Origin of the sequence: Butyrivibrio sp. XB500-5, from assembly GCF_003625505.1 — a bacterium.
Taxonomy (GTDB): Bacteria; Bacillota; Clostridia; order Lachnospirales; family Lachnospiraceae; genus Butyrivibrio.
This window is the reverse complement of record NZ_RAIS01000003.1, coordinates 101,010-118,150: the sequence shown is the minus strand read 5'-3', so window position 1 is coordinate 118,150 and position 17,141 is coordinate 101,010. Positions and strand designations below refer to the sequence as shown.

22 protein-coding genes are annotated in these 17,141 nt (G+C 41.7%); 2 read left to right on the top strand and 20 right to left on the bottom strand.

Annotated features, from left to right (window positions below):
- The first annotated feature begins 148 nt into the window (after window positions 1-148).
- Both D6856_RS06980 and D6856_RS06975 read left to right on the top strand, forming a co-directional pair.
- On the top strand, window positions 149-2,140 hold the full coding sequence (locus D6856_RS06980; protein ID WP_120686309.1) for a methyl-accepting chemotaxis protein: 1,992 nt from the start codon (window positions 149-151) through the stop codon (window positions 2,138-2,140).
- Between the two features lie 14 nt (window positions 2,141-2,154).
- Complete coding sequence (locus tag D6856_RS06975; protein ID WP_120686308.1) at window positions 2,155-3,153, top strand: substrate-binding domain-containing protein; 999 nt, start codon at window positions 2,155-2,157, stop codon at window positions 3,151-3,153.
- 112 nt (window positions 3,154-3,265) lie between these two features.
- Here the strand turns inward: D6856_RS06975 and D6856_RS06970 are convergent, their stop codons facing one another.
- The 20 genes from D6856_RS06970 to D6856_RS06875 all read right to left on the bottom strand — a co-directional run bounded on the left by D6856_RS06970 (window position 3,266) and on the right by D6856_RS06875 (window position 17,131).
- Entirely contained in the window at window positions 3,266-3,802 is a 537-nt protein-coding gene (locus tag D6856_RS06970) for a bL17 family ribosomal protein (RefSeq protein ID WP_092247171.1), read from the bottom strand.
- Window positions 3,803-3,968: 166 nt separating this feature from the next.
- The gene (locus D6856_RS06965) at window positions 3,969-4,928 is read right to left on the bottom strand and encodes a DNA-directed RNA polymerase subunit alpha (RefSeq protein WP_092247173.1); all 960 of its coding nucleotides are present in this window, start codon (window positions 4,926-4,928) and stop codon (window positions 3,969-3,971) included.
- A gap of 58 nt (window positions 4,929-4,986) precedes the next feature.
- Window positions 4,987-5,577, bottom strand: coding sequence for a 30S ribosomal protein S4 (gene rpsD / locus D6856_RS06960; protein ID WP_092247176.1), 591 nt, complete (start codon window positions 5,575-5,577; stop codon window positions 4,987-4,989).
- Window positions 5,578-5,871: 294 nt separating this feature from the next.
- Complete coding sequence (gene rpsK / locus D6856_RS06955) at window positions 5,872-6,279, bottom strand: 30S ribosomal protein S11 (protein WP_092247179.1); 408 nt, start codon at window positions 6,277-6,279, stop codon at window positions 5,872-5,874.
- An 85-nt stretch (window positions 6,280-6,364) separates the two neighbouring features.
- On the bottom strand, window positions 6,365-6,733 hold the full coding sequence (gene rpsM / locus D6856_RS06950) for a 30S ribosomal protein S13 (RefSeq protein ID WP_092247182.1): 369 nt from the start codon (window positions 6,731-6,733) through the stop codon (window positions 6,365-6,367).
- Window positions 6,734-6,937: 204 nt separating this feature from the next.
- Entirely contained in the window at window positions 6,938-7,051 is a 114-nt protein-coding gene (gene rpmJ, locus D6856_RS06945) for a 50S ribosomal protein L36 (RefSeq protein WP_013280022.1), read from the bottom strand.
- 133 nt (window positions 7,052-7,184) lie between these two features.
- Entirely contained in the window at window positions 7,185-8,573 is a 1,389-nt protein-coding gene (locus tag D6856_RS06940) for a uracil-xanthine permease family protein (RefSeq protein ID WP_092247185.1), read from the bottom strand.
- Window positions 8,574-8,684: 111 nt separating this feature from the next.
- Window positions 8,685-9,770 carry a GGDEF domain-containing protein gene (locus D6856_RS06935; RefSeq protein ID WP_158588854.1) on the bottom strand — a complete coding sequence of 362 codons (1,086 nt, stop codon included), beginning with the start codon at window positions 9,768-9,770 and terminating at the stop codon, window positions 8,685-8,687.
- Between the two features lie 108 nt (window positions 9,771-9,878).
- A complete protein-coding gene (locus tag D6856_RS06930; protein WP_120686306.1) occupies window positions 9,879-10,970 on the bottom strand; it encodes a GGDEF domain-containing protein in 1,092 nt (363 codons plus the stop codon).
- A gap of 74 nt (window positions 10,971-11,044) precedes the next feature.
- On the bottom strand, window positions 11,045-11,263 hold the full coding sequence (infA, locus tag D6856_RS06925; protein ID WP_013280019.1) for a translation initiation factor IF-1: 219 nt from the start codon (window positions 11,261-11,263) through the stop codon (window positions 11,045-11,047).
- Window positions 11,264-11,294: 31 nt separating this feature from the next.
- Window positions 11,295-12,047, bottom strand: coding sequence for a type I methionyl aminopeptidase (map, locus tag D6856_RS06920; protein WP_120686305.1), 753 nt, complete (start codon window positions 12,045-12,047; stop codon window positions 11,295-11,297).
- A gap of 17 nt (window positions 12,048-12,064) precedes the next feature.
- A complete protein-coding gene (locus D6856_RS06915) occupies window positions 12,065-12,709 on the bottom strand; it encodes an adenylate kinase (protein ID WP_092247196.1) in 645 nt (214 codons plus the stop codon).
- A gap of 85 nt (window positions 12,710-12,794) precedes the next feature.
- A complete protein-coding gene (gene secY, locus D6856_RS06910) occupies window positions 12,795-14,114 on the bottom strand; it encodes a preprotein translocase subunit SecY (protein ID WP_120686304.1) in 1,320 nt (439 codons plus the stop codon).
- Window positions 14,114-14,554 carry a 50S ribosomal protein L15 gene (rplO, locus tag D6856_RS06905; RefSeq protein WP_026655616.1) on the bottom strand — a complete coding sequence of 147 codons (441 nt, stop codon included), beginning with the start codon at window positions 14,552-14,554 and terminating at the stop codon, window positions 14,114-14,116. Before rplO ends, secY begins: the two co-directional genes overlap by 1 nt.
- A gap of 127 nt (window positions 14,555-14,681) precedes the next feature.
- On the bottom strand, window positions 14,682-14,876 hold the full coding sequence (gene rpmD, locus D6856_RS06900; RefSeq protein WP_092247202.1) for a 50S ribosomal protein L30: 195 nt from the start codon (window positions 14,874-14,876) through the stop codon (window positions 14,682-14,684).
- A gap of 15 nt (window positions 14,877-14,891) precedes the next feature.
- A complete protein-coding gene (gene rpsE / locus D6856_RS06895; protein ID WP_092247205.1) occupies window positions 14,892-15,401 on the bottom strand; it encodes a 30S ribosomal protein S5 in 510 nt (169 codons plus the stop codon).
- 18 nt (window positions 15,402-15,419) lie between these two features.
- Window positions 15,420-15,788: a 50S ribosomal protein L18 gene (gene rplR / locus D6856_RS06890; protein ID WP_092247208.1), complete on the bottom strand. Its 369-nt coding sequence runs from the start codon at window positions 15,786-15,788 to the stop codon at window positions 15,420-15,422.
- A gap of 21 nt (window positions 15,789-15,809) precedes the next feature.
- On the bottom strand, window positions 15,810-16,349 hold the full coding sequence (gene rplF, locus D6856_RS06885; protein ID WP_120686303.1) for a 50S ribosomal protein L6: 540 nt from the start codon (window positions 16,347-16,349) through the stop codon (window positions 15,810-15,812).
- Window positions 16,350-16,364: 15 nt separating this feature from the next.
- Window positions 16,365-16,766, bottom strand: a complete 402-nt coding sequence (rpsH, locus tag D6856_RS06880) for a 30S ribosomal protein S8 (protein WP_092247214.1) — start codon at window positions 16,764-16,766, stop codon at window positions 16,365-16,367.
- 179 nt (window positions 16,767-16,945) lie between these two features.
- Entirely contained in the window at window positions 16,946-17,131 is a 186-nt protein-coding gene (locus tag D6856_RS06875; protein ID WP_022764364.1) for a type Z 30S ribosomal protein S14, read from the bottom strand.
- Window positions 17,132-17,141 lie beyond the last annotated feature (10 nt).

Sequence of the window (17,141 nt, the reverse complement as noted above, 5' to 3'; positions counted from 1 at the left end):
TTTATTATATACGCTATACAGTTTATTTCAAAATTGAATTTTATGATATTTTCATAAATTTTTATGATATTTCGTTCAAAAATACCAAATAAAGAGATAAAATACAATTAACTTCTGTAATTATCTCAAAATTTAAGGAGACTTACAAATGGGAAAAGTTAAAGAAAAGCGACATGCAAAGATTAAAAACAAACTTCTGTTGTTCTTAGTTCCTGCCGTAGTTGCTACCATTCTTATTTTGGTGTTCATTTCCGGGTTCCTATCGAGCAGAAGCATGACTGCAATGGCAACATCACAGCTCAATTCATCCATTTCCAACCAGGCTGATAATATCGAAGCTTGGCTGAATGATAATCTCCAAAATTTCACCACAGTTAAACACATGGTTGAAAGCGCCCATCTTCCTGAAGAAGAATTGTCTAAAATGATGGACGAATTATACGGTTTTAACTCTTACTGCAAAAACGGTCCATACATTGCGACCCAGAGCGGTAAAGTATTTAAAGCGTCCGAATCTACCAAAAACACTGACAATCCTACTCAGCAGATCTGGTTTAAACAGGGTCTTAGCCACGTTAATATGGTCTACGGTAACACCTACCAGGATGCCAGCGGAGTCAATGTTATAAGTGCTACAGGTATTATTAACGATGGATCGGATGACCTTAAGGTAATCGCTGCCGATCTTTCACTTGATCAGATCAGTATCATCGTTAATTCACGAGTAAAAATGGATCAGGCTGCGTCTTTCCTTGTTGACCTTACAGACAGCACCATCCTTGCACATCGTGACAAGAGCAGAGTATCAACCAAGCTCACAACAGGTGATTCTGATAAGCTTATGGCTGCAATTGCAGAAAAAGTAGCCAAAAGAAACTATACAACTGTAACTCTTCAAAATAACGTAGTCGCTTTCAAACAGATAGCCGGAACCGACTGGGTTCTTGTTTCATATGTTCATAAAGATACCATAATGAAAGACGTGACCAAGCTCGTCACAACGCTTGCCATTATCGGAATAATCGCGATCATACTCATTGTTCTCCTTATCAACTTTATGGTTTCCAGAGTTATTGCTCCTCTTGGCGGAATCACTCAGAACATCTCTGATATGTCCGCCGGCGACTTTACCATTGATGTTAAACAGGAAAGCAATGATGAGATCGGTGTCATGGGCAGCAAAGTTAGCGAATTCGTTCAGTCCATGAGAAAAATGCTCAGCACCATCAACGACGAATCAAAAGTGCTTAAAGAGCAGTCGGATAATTCGGATATTGTATCAAAGAGCATGTTCGAAGCTTCCCAGTCACAGTCGGAAGCTATGCAAAATCTTAATAACACTGTTGACCAGCTTGCCGTTGCAGTTAACGAGATTGCTCAGAACGCAACAACGCTTGCTATGGTTGTTTCCGATACACGAGATAATTCAAATCAGGCCAATGACAGTATGAAAGAAACTGTTGAGATCAGTAAAAAAGGCCGTGATGATATGGAACAGCTCGCCGATGCAATGCAAGACATTAAAGCCAGTAACGATGAACTTGTTGATTCCATCAACGAAGTCGGCAAGGCTTCCGAAGAGATCACCAACATTGTCGGCCTTATTGCCGAGATCGCCGAGCAAACCAATCTTCTTTCACTCAATGCTTCAATCGAAGCTGCACGTGCTGGAGAAACAGGTAAAGGATTTGCGGTTGTTGCTACCGAGATCGGTAAGCTTGCTCAGAACTCTGCAGCAAGTGCCGAAAACATCGCAAAACTTATTGATGACGTAAGAAAAGCTATCGACAGCGTTGTAGAACAGGCTCAGACCAGTGCCAAGAATATCGAGGCTAACAGCGAGCTTATCAACACTGCCGTAGATACTTTTGATCAGATTTATCAGAATATTGAAAAATCCAATGAACTTATTGACCTTATGATACAGGATGTACAGAAGGTTGATGATGTTGCCAGCAACGTAGCAGCCATTTCCGAAGAGCAGGCCGCAAGTACCGATGAGATTCTTGAGACCAGCCGCAGAATGGTTGAGCAGGCTAACAGCATAACCCAGCACAGTCAGGATGTTGCGGATAACTCACACAAATTGGCAAGCACTTCCGAGACACTTACATCCTATGTTCAGCAGTTCAAGATTTAATAAGGAGACCAATTATGAAGAATCTAATTAAAAAATCAATAGCTTTTCTGCTATGTTCCGTGCTGCTGGCTATAACCGTTACGGGTTGCGGAGCTAAATCAGCAAGCGCCGGCGTGGTAAACGGAAGTGGTGTAAAAATACTGATGACGTTGCATGATGAAACCGATACTTTCCTTAACACCTTGTGCGAAACAATAGATCAAATGGCTAAAGATACCGGGGCTACGATTGATACCGTATACTGTCAGAGCGATCCCGAGATCCAGATGAAGCAGATTGCAGATGCGGAAGGCCAGGGCTATAATGCGATCATATGCAGACTTGCCGATGCCACAACAATTCTTCAGATGGAAAACGCTGCAGGTAATCTCCCCATCGTATTTATAAACAACGAACCTGATTCCGATTATCTTAAGGGTGATCAATTCATCTATGTGGGATCATTTGAACAAGACGCCGGCAGATTCCAGGCAGAATACATTTGGAACGGCCTTGGAAAACCTCAATCCTTAAATGTTATCATCATGGAAGGAATGAAAGGACACGCTGCTGTTCCCCAGCGTACCAATGCGGTTAAATACTTCTTCCTTGATAACGGCGTAAATGCCAATTATGTATTTGTAGATCACGGTGACTGGTCTGATACCGTTGCATACGATCAGCTGGAGATCTTCAAGAAAACAAAGCAGGATTTTGACTGCATCATATGTAATAACGACCCGATGGCTATCGGAGCTATCAAATGGCTTAAGGACAACGGCTATGATACTCATAAAAAGCTTGTAGCCGGAATTGATGCAACGGACAGCGGCTGCGAAGCTATCAGAAGCGGAGACTTATATATGACAGTTCTCCAGGATACAGTCGGTCAGGGCACAATGGCTGTTAACAGCGCCATCACATTGGCAAAAGGAGGCTCCGTATCATCATTATCCGGAGCTACCGAAGACCTTAAGTATGTATGGGTTCCATTTGTTGCCATAACGCCTCAGAACATCGATCAATATAAATAATCGAGTAAGACTATGATTTAAAAGAAAAATCGAATATAAGCAAAATAAAAGAGATTTCAGGGCATATGCTCTGAAATCTCTTTTTAATTCGTATTAAATCTACAAGCAAGTATTAAACAAGCTCAAGAACAACCATCATAGCTGCGTCGCCTTTTCTCTGACCAATCTTGATGATTCTTGTGTAACCACCCTTACGATCTGCGTACTTAGGTCCGTACTCATCGAAAAGCTTTGCTACAAGGTCAACTTCCTTAGTGTTTCTCTTTCTTCCCTTGTTCTCCTGAGGAACATCAAGTACAGGATAAAGAGTCTTAAGAAGCTGTCTTCTTGCGTGCATACGTGAAGGCATATCTTTCTTGATTTCCTTCTTAACGGTTGTGTACTTAGTAACCTTCTTACCGTCAACAACTTCCTTTACTCTCTTACCGTCCTTGTCCTTCTCAGGAACCTTGCAATCAACTGTAAGTGTCTCGAAGTTGTCCTTTTCCTTAGCTGCAAGAGTGATCATAGGCTCTACGATCTTCTTGATTTCCTTTGCTCTTGCCTCTGTGGTAACAATCTTTCCGTTGTAAAGAAGTGCTGTTACCTGGTTACGAAGAAGTGCTCTTCTGGGCTTTGTTGCTTTTCCAAGCTTTCTGTACATTGCCATGTCTATTTACATCCTTTCTCATTCGCAAGGTTCCCCTTGCAGTGGTACATCACAAAATGCGCATCGGTCTTACTTTTATGATGTTGTTGCATTGTCCATTATGAGAATCCACATTGGTACGCATCGGATTTACCCTCCGCGGATATCATATCAATTCATGTAGATATTACTGTTCGCTATCAATTCTGAGTGAAAGTCCGAGCTCATCAAGCTTAGCAAGAACTTCCTCAAGTGACTTACGTCCAAGATTACGAACCTTCATCATATCATCAGGAGTCTTGTTTGCAAGTTCCTGAACGGTATTGATGCCTGCTCTCTTGAGGCAGTTGAATGAACGAACCGAAAGTTCAAGCTCATCAATTGACATCTCGAGAACCTTGCCCTTCTCGTCATCTTCCTTCTCTACCATAACCTCTGCGGTCTTAGCATTCTCGGAAAGATCGATGAACAGGCTTAAATGCTCACTGAGTACCTTAGCTGCAAGGCTTACTGCCTCGTCGGGAGCAAGTGTACCGTCTGTGTGAACATCAAGTGTAAGCTTATCAAAATCAGTTACCTGACCTACACGAGTATTCTCTACAGTTACGTTAACTCTCTCTACAGGTGTGTAGATAGAATCGATTGCGATCACTCCGATAGGAAGATCTCCTGACTTATTCTTGTCAGAACTTACATAACCTCTTCCCTTTGTGATTGTAAGCTCCATGTAGAGCTTAGCATCTTTTCCGGAAAGTGTAGCGATAACCTGATCGGGATTCATGATCTCAATATCCTGGTCAACCTGAATATCAGAAGCCTTTACAACACCTTCACCGCTGAACTCAATGTATGCAGTCTTAGGCTCATTGGTATCTGAAGAATTCTTAATGGAAAGATTCTTGATATTCATAATGATCTCAGTTACGTCTTCCTTAACTCCGGGAATAGAACTGAACTCATGAAGAACACCTTCGATCTTAACCTGGCTTACTGCTGCTCCGGGAAGTGATGAGAGCATAATCCTACGAAGGGAATTGCCCAGTGTAATACCGTAACCTCTCTCAAGAGGCTCTACTACGAATTTACCATATTTCTTATCATCTGAGATCTCAGCAACTTCAATATTTGGTCTTTCAAAATCAAACACTGATATACCCTCCTTATGTGCTTAGTCAACAAGTTATTTATTAAATGTGCCCTACGAATTACTTAGAGTACAACTCGACGATAAGCATCTCGTCAACGGGAACGTCGATAACATCCCTTGAAGGAAGCTCTTTGATTGTACCCTTGAGGCTCTCCTTGTTAACATCAAGCCACTCAGGAACGAGTCTTGCTGCAGTGATTTCTGCGATATCCTTGAATCTCTGGATATTCTTAGCTACGTCCTTAACTTCGATAACATCACCGGCCTTGATAAGGTATGAAGGTACATTAACCACCTTGCCGTTAACAGTGATGAACTTGTGAAGAACAACCTGTCTAGCCTCTCTTCTTGTTCTGGCGAATCCCATTCTGAATACTACGTTATCAAGTCTTGTCTCAAGAATTGTCATAAGGTTTGAACCTGTCTGACCCTTCATTCTATCAGCTCTGTCATAGTAGTTTCTGAAAGGCTTCTCAAGAACGCCATAGATGAACTTAGCCTTCTGCTTCTCACGAAGCTGAAGTGCGTACTCACTCTTCTTACCTGTTCTTGAAGATGTTCTCTTGGACTTCTTGTCATATCCAAGGAATGTAGGATCCAGATCGAGAGATCTGCATCTCTTTAATACGGGAACTCTGTTTACTGCCATGTTTGGCTCCTTTCTTTTTCTCAGACAACCTCGGTCGTCTGATGTTGTTTACAGTGTTTGCGCACCTTCGTCCAACGAGTTTTAATATACATCTATAAATCTATATATGCACATGTAACTACATTGATGTTGTGAAGCAATATAACGAATTGCTACGTGCTACGCACTCTCGCAATTCTACATACATTCGAAATCCGCATTATCATGCTACTTTCTCATGTATGTTTAGGTCTGTAAATACATAAATTTGTTTGTGCAAGCACACAAATTTATGTGTTTCCACCCCTTTATTGCTTACACTCTACGACGCTTAGGCGGGCGGCATCCGTTATGAGGTACAGGTGTTACGTCTGTGATAGATGTAACTGTAAGACCACTTGCAGCGAGGGCTCTGATTGCAGCCTCTCTTCCTGATCCGGGTCCCTTAACGAATACATCAACAGTCTTAAGGCCATGTACAAGCGCAGCCTTAGTTGCTGTCTCTGCAGCTACCTGTGCAGCATAAGGAGTAGATTTCCTTGAACCCTTAAATCCCAGACCGCCGGCACTTGCCCAGCTAAGAGCGTTTCCTGCAGCATCTGTCAATGTAACGATAGTGTTATTGAAAGATGACTGAATGTGTGCCTGTCCGTGTTCAACGTTTTTCTTGACACGTTTCTTTGCAGCTGATTTCTTAGCTGCAGTTGCTTTCTGATTTGCCATTTTAAACTAACCTACTTTCTTCCTATAAATACTAGTTATAATGTTACTTCGCTCATCTGCCATGCTCAGATACAATAAAGAAAAATTATTTCTTCTTGTTTGCGATTGTTCTCTTCGGTCCTTTTCTTGTTCTTGCGTTTGTCTTAGTTCTCTGACCACGGCAAGGAAGTCCTCTTCTGTGACGGATTCCTCTGAAACATCCGATCTCTGAAAGTCTCTTGATGTTCATAGCGATCTCTCTTCTGAGGTCACCTTCTACATCGTAGTCGCTACCGATAATCTCGGCAATTCTCTTAACTTCTTCATCTGTAAGATCACGAACACGTGTGTCCGGATTTACTTTTGCTGCTTCAAGAATCTTGTTTGAGCTTGTTCTACCGATTCCGTAGATATATGTCAAACCGATCTCTACTCGCTTATCTCTGGGTAAATCTACACCTGCAATACGAGCCATTTTAATTCCTCCATTGAATAAATATAAATAATAGTTGTGAGAAGCTTAGCTTCTCTTGCTCCGATCAAAATACCCCGGAGCGGTTACTTGTTTGATTGGGGCAAATGACATGCCCAACCGGACAGGATCATCCGATCTTTCCAATACGCTATAGATCAGCATGTTCTATATTGGTATCAAAAAGTAATCCGAAAACGGCTCGAATTATCCCTGTCTCTGTTTGTGCTTAGGGTTATCGCAGATAACTCTGATAACGCCCTTTCTCTTAATAACCTTGCACTTCTCGCACATAGGCTTAACAGAAGACCTAACTTTCATTGTTACTCCTTTCCTGCATGGTACAGCATAATGCTTAAAGAAGGGCATAATATCCCCTCTAAATAAAAAGACCATTTAACATAGTAACATAATCAAAGTCAATAGGCAATAGATTTTTTACAATATTTCGATATTAGTTTTCTTCATCCTGAGCATTATTGTTGAAGCTGACTCCTCGATTGATGTCTCCCTTGTAATTCTCGCCGAAATTGTAGTCGTTTCCGGGAAGAATGATGTTGAGAAGAATACCGAGTATAGCTGCTATTGCAAGTGATGTAAGTGTGATCGATACGCCTTTTACCTCAAACGTTATACCGTTTGTAAAGCCAAGTCCCGATACAAGAATAATAGCAGCGATAATAAGGTTTCTTGACTTAGTAAAGTCTACCTTGTTCTCTACAACGTTTCTTACACCGATGGCTGAGATCATTCCGTATAATATGAAGCTTATTCCTCCGATGATCGCTGTGGGCATAGTTCCAATAACATCGGCAATCTTGGGAATAAAGCTGACTACGATCGCATAGCAAGCGGCGATACGCACAACCTTGGGATCATAAACCTTAGAAAGCTCAAGAACACCGGTATTTTCGCCGTATGTTGTATTTGCGGGGCCTCCGAATAGTCCTGCCACCGCTGTTGCAAGGCCGTCACCGAAAAGAGTTCTGTGAAGGCCGGGATCTTCGATAAAGTTTTTACCTGTTGTTGCGGAAATGGCTGAAATATCTCCGACATGCTCCATCATTGTAGCGATCGCGATAGGAGCCATAACAAGTATGGATGTAACGTCAAATTTGGCAATAATGAAAGGAGGAAGTCCCACCCAGCTTGCCTGCGCGATAGGCTCAAAGTTGATGATCGCGCTTCCGTCAGCATTGGTAAAGCCCATGGCCTGCATGATCAGGGCAACGACATAAGCTATAACAACGCCCATAAGTATGGGGATGATCCTAAACATTCCTTTTCCCCAGATATTGAATATAACAACTACCGCAAGTGCCACAAATGCAAGGAATACATTGGCTGAAGCATTCTGAATCGCAGAAGGCACAAGGGAAAGTCCGATACACATAATGATGGGTCCTGTAACGACAGGCGGAAGGAAGTGCATAACCTTCTTAACCCCCACAAGCTTAATGATAACCGCAAGTACGAGGTACAAAAGTCCCGCAATAACGATTCCGCCGCAGGCATACGGTAACTTCTCTCCGAAAGTCATATTTGCATATTTGCCTGTATTTAAATTTGCCACTGTTGAAAAGCCGCCCAAAAAGGCGAATGACGATCCCAGAAAAGCCGGAACCTTAAATTTGGAAAATACGTGGAAGAGGAGCGTTCCCAATCCCGCAAAAAGAAGTGTAACCTGTACCGAAAGTCCTTCACCCCGGAAATATCCGTTTACAAGGATCGGAACCAAAATAGTTGCTCCGAACATGGCGAACATGTGCTGCAGTCCCAAAATAGCCATCTTCGGCTTCCCCAACGTTGTTGCATCATAAATAGCCTGTCTCTTTTCACCCATAACAATCCTCCATAAAAATAAAGAAATAAAAAAGAAATCTTGAACGACGGTAGATTGCCCGTCATTCAAGATTATATCATACTTAACGCCAATATTTCGTATCTATTTTTGTCAGCCGTGTTTCACGACATGGAGGCCTTTTCCTCTCTCTTTTGCCTCAAATAATGCCCTTCCCGCTATGTTTTTGATCTCATCGAAGGAATGCGAATTTTTGTCTTCGCATATACCTATACTGCACGAGAATCCCTTGGCGTCCTCAATCTTTAGTTTCGCCAGGTCCTGCTCGATGTTCTTACATCTCTTTTCTATAAATGTCTCAGGCATCTCGCCCATTACGAGCACCATGAACTTATCACCGCCGACACGTCCCACAACATCGCTTGGGTGAAAATACTCTCGAAGTATTGCGCCGAAGTGCTTTAGAAGCTCATCTCCTATCTGGTGGCCATAGTCTTCGTTAATATACTTAAAGTCATCAAAGTCAAAAACAAACAACGTTGCTTTTGCTCCGGGATTTCTCTCCGTGATATATTCCTTGCTTCGCTCTTCAAAAGATTTTTTGTTCAAAAGACCTGTGAGTATATCCGTCTTACTCTTTTTCTCCATGTCATGCGACACTTCGCTTCTGTCCGTTATGTTATTCATGAGAACGTAATAGCAAAGGCTCGTGACCATTATGGAAAGTGCGATCAAAATAATATCCTCGCGGATCACGGGATTTCTTTTTATCCAATAATCAGCTGTAAGAAAGACAAGGGAAAGTACCACCTTATATATAAGCATTCGCACAAAATAATCAAGATATACGGAAGTGATTATGAATATTCCGATCGGAAGTATTACGGACATTCTGGAAGGCTTAATATAAGCTTCCGTAAGCCCGAACGCAAGAAAGATAACAGAGTAAAATGCGAGCGAAAAGACTCTTACTCTGTTAAAGCTTATTCGTATGTACGGAACAGACTGTCTGTATGCAAGATAACACAGGCCGACCATGATCACGGGAACAAACAGAAATACATCGAACTGTATTGTCAGATTACAGCACCAAGATACTACAAAATAAATGAGTATGCTAAGCGTAATAAAGACCGGCGATTGCTCAATCGCTTTAATATTGTCCGCTGCTATCTTTTTCTCATTATAAGCAATAAAAAAATTGCTTCCTTCGTATACTCGATAAAATCTCTCTAACATTTGGATATCCTCTTGTACACACAAAGAAAAAGCCATGTCTATACATAAAATTATAAGACATGGCTTGATTTTGTACAATAAAACATTTATTAAGTTATGAAAAAAAGCTCATAAAGCACTTTCTGATATGCAAAATTTAGCTTTTCCGCTCTTTTTGGCCTTATACAAAGCTTCATCCGCAGCGTGATATAACTGGGTAAAATTACGTCCCCAAGTATCCTCAACGATTCCTATACTGCATGTAAGTCCCGACGCCTCGTCGATTGTGGTCGTCTTAAACTCATGCAAGACACTTCGACATCTGCGTTCGGTAAATCCTTCAGGCATCTCGCCCATTACAAGTACCATGAATTCATCGCCTCCGATCCTGCCTATAACGTCGTTGGGATGAAAATAGCCCTGCAGGATCTGCGAAAAGGTCTTTATAACCTTATCACCGGTCTGGTGTCCGTAATGATCGTTGACGTATTTAAAATCATCCAGATCAAATATGAAAAGAACACATTTCGCACCGGCTATCCTGTTGGTGAGATATTCGTTGCAACGCTCCTCAAAAGAAAGCTTGTTGAGTACGCCTGTGAGAAGATCCGTCGTACTTCTCTGAACCAGTTTCTTCCTGTCTTCGCCCTTATCCGCTGCAAGATCTATGATCTCATAATAGCAAAAGCATGAGATAAGAACTGCAGTCACAGCGATCATGATATCCTTTCGAACATCATAATACGGTCTTACGACATAATCCATTGCACCATAGATTGCCGTGAGTACGATCTTGAACCAAGTTGTCTCCACAAAGTTGTCAATGTAGACAGCCGTAAATGCAACCATGGCAAACGGAAAAAAAATACATCTGGATTCAGTGTTGTGAAGAATATCGACATAAGAATAGCTTAGTATGATCCAAGCATAGAATATAAAGCAATAAATCCTGGTGAGTACAAAGCTCTCGGTAATATTGCTCAAGAATACTCTCTGAAAAAAGGCTATGCCTGCCGCGATAAGACAAAGCACTATCTGCGCAGCATAAACCGGATAGTTCCCTGAAAACAAGAACGATAAACAAAGAAGCAAAAGGCATACGCAAGTGAGAAATATTATAAGATCCCCCGTATTTCTAATGTTGTCCTCCGCTATCCTTTTCTTGCTATGATGTATGAACGAAACGCTGTCAAAATATCTGTCGAAAATTTTCTGTATCATGAATTCCTCACACAAGAACAGGCGTCATATTATACAACTATATTTTTATTATACTATTTTATTCGGATAAAAAATTATTTATCTCTCCAGATAATTCTACCTTTTGTGAGATCATAAGGTGAAAGCTCAAGAGTAACCTTATCTCCGGGAAGAATTCTGATGAAGTTCTGGCGAAGCTTACCACTGATATGAGCAAGTACAACGTGTCCGTTCTCAAGCTCTACCTGAAACATGGTATTGGGAAGCTTCTCGATTACTTTTCCTTCGATTTCAATAACATCAGCCTTTGACATCTTTTATCTCCTTATTACATTAAGATCAAATTTAAATAATGGTTAATATCTCCGGTTCACCATCCGTGATGGCGATGGTATTTTCATAATGCGCTGCATATGAACCGTCTACGGTAACAACCGTCCACTCATCATCAAGCCATCCGACATAACGCTCACCCATTGTGATCATAGGCTCTACGCATATCGTCATGCCCTTCTTAAGCTTGATTCCTCGTCTCCACTGCTTATAATTCGGAACCGTAGGCTCCTCGTGAAGACTTGTTCCGATGCCGTGGCCCGTAAGTTCCCTTACTATACCGTAACCGTGAGGTTTGATATAAGCATCTATTGCCGCAGATATATCATAAAGTCTGTTTCCCGCCTTAGCCTTTTTTATTCCTTCAAAAAAGCTCTCTCTGGTAACATCAATAAGTTTCTGCGCCTCATCGCTTATCTTGCCGACACCCCAGGTTCTTGCCGCATCAGAATGATACCCTTTATATATAAGTCCCGTATCGAAAGAGACTATATCTCCTTCCATAAGGATTCTGTCTCTGCTTGGTATTCCATGAACGACTTCGTCGTTTACAGATATGCACATAGATGCCGGAAAACCTTCATAGTTCTTACAATTAGGTATTCCGCCAAGAGCACGGATAGTCTTTTCCCCGATCTCATCGAGCTCATATGTTGAGATTCCGGGGCGAAGAGCGGCATGCAGTTCTTCATGAACCTTTGCCAAAAGATGCCCTGACTGTCTCATAAGGTCGATCTCTTGCTCTGTTTTAATACTTATAGCCATATAATAACACCAAGACCTTACGCGTTCAAAATATCAACGATACCGTTAAATACAACCTGCATATCTTTTGTTCCGTCTACAGTCTTTAAGATACCTTTATTCTCGTAATATTCGATAAGAGGCTGAGTCTGCTCATGATAAACGCTGAGTCTGTTCTGTACTGTCTCAGGTTTGTCATCATCTCTCTGAACAAGCTCACTTCCGCACTTATCGCAGATTCCGTCCTTCTGAGGCTTAATATGCTCAATATGATAGGTAGCACCACACTTAAGGCATGCTCTTCTTCCTGACATTCTGCGAACGATATTCTCATCGGGAACGTCAACGTTGATAGCAAAATCAACCTTGTCACCGAGCTTTGTAAGCTCTGCGTCAAGAACGTCTGCCTGAGGTATGGTACGAGGGAATCCATCAAGAACATAACCGTTCTCACAATCCTTGTTTGCTACTCTGTCGAGCAAAAGCTGTACTGTAAGTTCATCGGGAACAAGCTGTCCCTTATCCATATATTCCTTAGCCTTCTTGCCAAGCTCTGTTCCGTTCTTGATATTGGCTCTGAAGATGTCTCCTGTTGAGATGTGGGGAACATTGTACTTCTCCGCGATCATCTGAGCCTGTGTTCCTTTACCCGCGCCGGGTGCGCCTAACATAATAATTTTCATAAATCACTATCCTTCTCTAAAAGTAGAATAAGAGGTTGCAAGACTCGCATAATACGAGCCTTGTACCTCTTTTTAAGTTACAAAATCAGTCTTCCAAAAAACCTTTGTAATTACGAACAAGCATCTGAGACTCAATCTGCTTGATAGTCTCAAGGATAACACTTACCACGATGATAAGGCTGGTTCCACCGAATGAAACCTTAGCTCCGAACATACCGTTAAAGAAGATGGGGAGCACACCGATAATGATGAGTCCGCAAGCTCCGATAAAGATGATATAGTTCAGGATGCTTGTAAGATATTCACTTGTAGGCTTTCCGGGTCTTATTCCGGGTATAAATCCGCCCTGCTTCTTCATATTCTCTGCAATCTCAATAGGATTGAAAGAAATTGACGTATAGAAATACGCAAAGAAGATAAGCAAAAGGATATATACAAGTAATCCAATCGAATAATTCCAGTGATTGGGATTACACCACTCACCCTGACTGAGATACTTTGAGATCTCAGCCCAAATTCCGTCTCCTTTATAACCTGTTAACGAAGTTATAAGAACAGGGAACTGGAAAAGTGACATTGCAAAGATAATAGGCATAACGCCTGCTGTATTAACTTTAAGGGGCATTTCCATGCGGTTACCACCGTATGTCTTTCTGCCCTGTATCTTCTTGGCATACTGAACAGGAATCCTGCGCTCAGCGCCATTAAGAATAACTACCAATACAACCATGGCAATAATTACCGCAAAAATAATTATTGCAGAAACCACTCCCCTTGCAATAGGCTTACCGATCACAAACTGTCCAAACAATGCCGCGATATCATTGGGCATTCTGGAGAGAATGTTTATGGTCAGAACTATTGAAATACCATTTCCAACCCCATTGTCTGTGATTCTTTCGCCAATCCACATTAGGAATGCACTACCGGCTGTAAATGCAGCTACAATCTGAATTATAAGGAATACCTTATTGCCTTCTGCAAGATATCCGCCCTTATTAAATCCAATTGACATAGCAATAGATTCAATAAGTGCCAAGGCAATGGTAAAGAACCTTGTAAGCTTTGTAAGCTTCTTTCTTCCGTCTTCTCCGTCTCTCTGCCACTCCTCAAACTTGGGAATAGCGATTGTAAGAAGCTGAACTATAATGGATGATGTGATATAAGGTGTGATGTTGAGAGCAAGAATTGACATCTTCTCAAATGAACCACCTGTAAATCTATCCAAGAAGCCAAACGTGTCACCTTCTTTGATGCTTGCCAGCCATGCTTTAAACTCTTCAATATTCATACCGGGTACCGCGATAGCAGAACCAAATCTGATTACAGCAAGCATAAAGAGTGTGAAAAGAATTTTCATTCTTATCTCTTTGACCTTTAATGCATTCATTAGGGACTTAAACATTAGATCACCTCTGTTGTTCCACCAAGTGCCTCGATTTTTTCTTTAGCAGCTGCGCTGAAAGCGTTAGCCTTAACCGTAAGCTTCTTAGTAAATTCTCCGTTGCCAAGAATCTTAACACCATCAAGCTCTTTCTTGATGATACCCTGATCCTTGAGTGCCTGAACATCAACAACTGCTCCGTTATCAAATACTTCAAGTGCACTTACGTTGATGCCTACGATATTCTTATGATTGATATTCTTGAAGCCTCTCTTGGGAAGTCTTCTGAAAAGGGGCATCTGACCACCTTCAAAGCCAAGTCTGGGAGCTCCTGAACGAGCCTTCTGACCCTTGTGACCCTTACCGGCTGTCTTACCGTTTCCTGAAGCATGACCACGGCCTCTTCTAAAATTATCGCTCTGTACAGAACCTTCAGCAGGTCTTAAGTTTGATAATTCCATGATATTCCTCCTTCATTTAACTCCGAGGCTTATACCGCTCAACGCAGCCGATATCGCTATCTTCCACTCGCGTATACGTAAAGCAGCCCCGGATACTATTTACATGTAATATAGAATAATCTAAAAATTAGATTTCTTCAACTTTTACAAGATGTCTGATCTGCTGAATCTGTCCTCTTGTAGCTGAGTTATCGGGAAGTTCAACAGAACTGTTAAGCTTCTTAAATCCCATTGATTTAACTGTTGCCACCTGCTTGGGAATAGCACCTATTGTGGACTTAACCAATGTGATCTTAAGCTTCTTATCACTACTCTTTGCCATTGATTTTTCCTCCTATCAAGCAGTTACATCTGCTACGGATTTACCGCGCTTAGCTGCTACTTCTTCAGGTGTCTTAAGCTGAGCAAGGCCATTGATTGTAGCATAAACAACATTCTGCTTATTGTTAGAACCAAGTGACTTTGTTCTGATGTTTCTGATTCCTGCAAGCTCACATACTGAACGAGCGGGACCTCCGGCGATGATACCGGTACCTTCGGGTGATCTCTTAAGTAATACTTCAGCAGAGCCGAACTTACCTACGAAATCATGTGTGATACTGTTGTTCTCATCAAGAGGAACTGTGATGAGATTCTTTGTAGCATCTTCCTTACCCTTACGGATAGCGTCCGGGACTTCAGTAGATTTGCCCAGACCAACACCAACGTGTCCGTTGTTATCACCTACAACAACAAGTGCAGTGAACTTCATGTTACGTCCACCTTTAACAACCTTAGTAACACGCTTGATGGTTACAACTTTATCTGTCAATTCAAGCTGACTAGCATCAACTATTGTACGCTTCATATTGTGTTTTCTCCCTTCTTAGAATTCAAGGCCAGCTTCTCTGGCAGCATCAGCTAAAGCTTTTACTTTTCCGTGGTAGATATATCCACCTCTGTCAAATACAACGGCCTTGATGCCCTTATCTAATGCTCTCTTTGCTACAACATTACCGATCTTTGTAGCAGCCTCAATGTCGTCTGTATTCTTGAGCTCTGCCTTGATATCTTTTTCAAGAGTTGAAGCAGAAACAATTGTCTTGCCGGCAACATCATCAATAACCTGTGCATAAACATGATTATTGCTTCTAAATACTGCTAAACGTGGTCTCTCAGCTGTTCCGCTGAAACGATTACGAATCTTCATGTGCTTCTTAGCACGAACTTTCTGTCTTGATTCTTTACTAACCATTTTGCACTCTCCTTATCTTAATTACTTCTTACCTGTCTTACCAACCTTACGCTTGATAACCTCATCAATGTACTTGATTCCTTTGCCCTTATAAGGTTCGGGAGCTCTCTTCTCTCTGATGATAGCAGCGTGCTGGCCAACAGCCTCTTTGTCGATTCCCTTAACAGTGATTATCTGTCCCTCAACTACTGTCTCAACTCCTTCAGGATCAGCAAGTTCAACGGGATGTGAATAACCAAGTGTAAGAGAGAGTGTCTTACCATTCTTAGCAGCTCTGTAACCTACACCGTTAACCTCGAGCTTCTTCTCGAAACCATCTGTTACACCAACAACCATGTTGTTGAGAAGGCTTCTTGAAAGACCGTGTAAAGCTCTTGTCTTCTTCTGATCGTCAGGTCTCTTAACTTCGATCTGACCATCTGCCTGTGAGAAAGAAATCTCAGCAGGGAATACTCTTGTAAGGGTACCCTTAGGCCCCTTAACAGTCACCTTATTATTTTCTGCAACTTCTACTGTAACTCCAGCAGGAACTGCGATTGGCATTTTTCCGATTCGTGACATGCCCGTACCTCCAATTTACCAAATGAATGCAAGAACTTCGCCACCAACCTGGAGCTCTCTTGCTTTTTTATCAGTTACAACGCCCTGGTTTGTTGAAATGATTGCAATACCAAGACCGCCTAATACTCTGGGAAGCTCATCCTTGCCTGCGTATACACGAAGACCGGGTTTTGAGATTCTCTTAAGGCCTGTAATAACCTTATCGTTTCTGTCTGCACCGTACTTAAGTGTGATGTGAAGATTCTTGAAAGCGCCATCTTCAACAACATCAACCTTCTTAATATAACCCTCATCAAGAAGAATGTTTGCAATCGCAAGCTTCATCTTTGAAGAAGGAACATCAACAGTGTCATGCTTTGCAGTATTTGCGTTACGAATTCTTGTAAGCATATCTGCAATAGGATCGTTCATTGCCATTTTAAATTGCCTCCTTAATTATTCTTGCTTCGCCTTACTACTCCCCGAATTGAGCAGAGACACGAAGCCGCAATGTTTAAATATCTAGGTGTCATACGCAAAATGCTTAACACGCAAGCGTGTATGCATTTTGTTTTAATGACCCTAACAAGTAAAAACTCAACTATAAAACTACAGAATTACCAAGATGCCTTACGAACACCAGGAATCTCGCCCTTATATGCAAGCTCACGGAAGCAAATTCTGCAGATTCCGTACTTTCTAAGATAAGCATGAGGACGACCACAGATCTTACAACGGTTGTATGCACGTGTAGAGAACTTAGGTTTCATCTGCTGTTTCAACTTCATGGATAATTTAGCCATGTGTTATTTC

Excerpts from the sequence above, each read along its gene's own strand:
- D6856_RS06980 (WP_120686309.1), top strand. The coding sequence starts at position 149 with ATGGGAAAAGTTAAAGAAAAGCGACATGCAAAGATTAAAAACAAACTT.
- rpsM (WP_092247182.1), bottom strand. The coding sequence starts at position 6,733 with ATGGCTCGTATTGCAGGTGTAGATTTACCCAGAGATAAGCGAGTAGAG.
- rplR (WP_092247208.1), bottom strand. The coding sequence starts at position 15,788 with ATGGTTAGTAAAGAATCAAGACAGAAAGTTCGTGCTAAGAAGCACATG.
- map (WP_120686305.1), bottom strand. The coding sequence starts at position 12,047 with ATGGCTATAAGTATTAAAACAGAGCAAGAGATCGACCTTATGAGACAG.
- D6856_RS06940 (WP_092247185.1), bottom strand. The coding sequence starts at position 8,573 with ATGGGTGAAAAGAGACAGGCTATTTATGATGCAACAACGTTGGGGAAG.
- D6856_RS06975 (WP_120686308.1), top strand. The coding sequence starts at position 2,155 with ATGAAGAATCTAATTAAAAAATCAATAGCTTTTCTGCTATGTTCCGTG.
- rpsK (WP_092247179.1), bottom strand. The coding sequence starts at position 6,279 with ATGGCAAATCAGAAAGCAACTGCAGCTAAGAAATCAGCTGCAAAGAAA.
- rpmJ (WP_013280022.1), bottom strand. The coding sequence starts at position 7,051 with ATGAAAGTTAGGTCTTCTGTTAAGCCTATGTGCGAGAAGTGCAAGGTT.
- rpsH (WP_092247214.1), bottom strand. The coding sequence starts at position 16,766 with ATGGCAATGAACGATCCTATTGCAGATATGCTTACAAGAATTCGTAAC.
- rplF (WP_120686303.1), bottom strand. The coding sequence starts at position 16,349 with ATGTCACGAATCGGAAAAATGCCAATCGCAGTTCCTGCTGGAGTTACA.
- D6856_RS06935 (WP_158588854.1), bottom strand. The coding sequence starts at position 9,770 with ATGTTAGAGAGATTTTATCGAGTATACGAAGGAAGCAATTTTTTTATT.
- D6856_RS06875 (WP_022764364.1), bottom strand. The coding sequence starts at position 17,131 with ATGGCTAAATTATCCATGAAGTTGAAACAGCAGATGAAACCTAAGTTC.
- rpsD (WP_092247176.1), bottom strand. The coding sequence starts at position 5,577 with ATGGCAGTAAACAGAGTTCCCGTATTAAAGAGATGCAGATCTCTCGAT.
- infA (WP_013280019.1), bottom strand. The coding sequence starts at position 11,263 with ATGTCAAAGGCTGATGTTATTGAAATCGAAGGAAAAGTAATCGAGAAG.
- D6856_RS06915 (WP_092247196.1), bottom strand. The coding sequence starts at position 12,709 with ATGAAAATTATTATGTTAGGCGCACCCGGCGCGGGTAAAGGAACACAG.
- rplO (WP_026655616.1), bottom strand. The coding sequence starts at position 14,554 with ATGGAATTATCAAACTTAAGACCTGCTGAAGGTTCTGTACAGAGCGAT.
- D6856_RS06930 (WP_120686306.1), bottom strand. The coding sequence starts at position 10,970 with ATGATACAGAAAATTTTCGACAGATATTTTGACAGCGTTTCGTTCATA.
- D6856_RS06970 (WP_092247171.1), bottom strand. The coding sequence starts at position 3,802 with ATGGCAATGTACAGAAAGCTTGGAAAAGCAACAAAGCCCAGAAGAGCA.
- rpsE (WP_092247205.1), bottom strand. The coding sequence starts at position 15,401 with ATGAAGCGTACAATAGTTGATGCTAGTCAGCTTGAATTGACAGATAAA.
- rpmD (WP_092247202.1), bottom strand. The coding sequence starts at position 14,876 with ATGGCAAAGAGTAGTGATAAGAAGCTTAAGATCACATTGGTTAAGTCC.
- secY (WP_120686304.1), bottom strand. The coding sequence starts at position 14,114 with ATGTTTAAGTCCCTAATGAATGCATTAAAGGTCAAAGAGATAAGAATG.